We start from the raw sequence: 805 nt of genomic DNA, 5'->3' as shown, positions 1-805 counted from the left end.
TCAGGCATACAACGTTCAATGACATCAAGCATTGCTGATACACAGGTCGACGCACCTGGGGAGGCACCCATAAGTGCCGCCAAAGAGCGATCTTTGGTTGCTAATACTTCTGTTCCAAATTCCAAAGAGCCTTTTCCTCGTGCTCCTGTTTTAATGATTTGCACGCGCTGACCAGCACGGCGTAACTGCCATTCGCTATGATCAGCGTGTGGTAAGAACCCATTTAAGTGAGTAAGTCTTGCGTCACGTGAACTGAGTGCTTCTTTTACTAAGTACTGCGTAAGAGACCAGTTGTTACGAGCAACGTGTAAAAGGTTGGCAATATTGTCTAAACGCACGCTACGAATAAGATCTAGGATGTTGCCTTGTTTTAAAAATTTCGTCGTAAAGCCTGCAAATGGTCCGAACAGTAGTGCAGGCTTACCATCAATGTAACGTGTATCTAAATGAGGGACAGACATAGGTGGTGCACCTACCTCAGCTTGGCTATACACCTTCGCGTTGTGAGACAACGCAAGCTCTTCGTTTTGGCATGCTAACCAAATACCTGAGACTGGGAAGCCTCCATAACCTTTAGCTTCCTTGACGCCAGATTTTTGCAGTAAAGATAAGCTAGCGCCGCCAGCACCAATGAATACAAAACCTGAATTAAATACCGTACGTTCACCAGACTTTACGTTCTGAACTGTGACATGCCAGCGATCACCTTGTTTATCTAGGTTTACGACGCGGGAACTTACCCTTACATCGACATTTTCTAGCGAGGATAAGTGTACCGCCGACATACGCGTAAGCGCGCCGAAGT

1 protein-coding gene is annotated in these 805 nt (G+C 46.3%); it reads right to left on the bottom strand.

The features are described 5' to 3' along the window. Positions 1-785, bottom strand: a 785-nt coding sequence (locus tag A3739_RS19870) for a malate:quinone oxidoreductase (RefSeq protein WP_231877114.1), incomplete at its 3' end; no start/stop codon positions are given. Between the last annotated feature and the right edge of the window lie 20 nt (positions 786-805).

It is taken from the genome of Oleiphilus sp. HI0067, from assembly GCF_001635735.1.
Note: the sequence above shows the minus strand (reverse complement) of the source record. Positions and strands in the feature narration are given on the sequence as shown.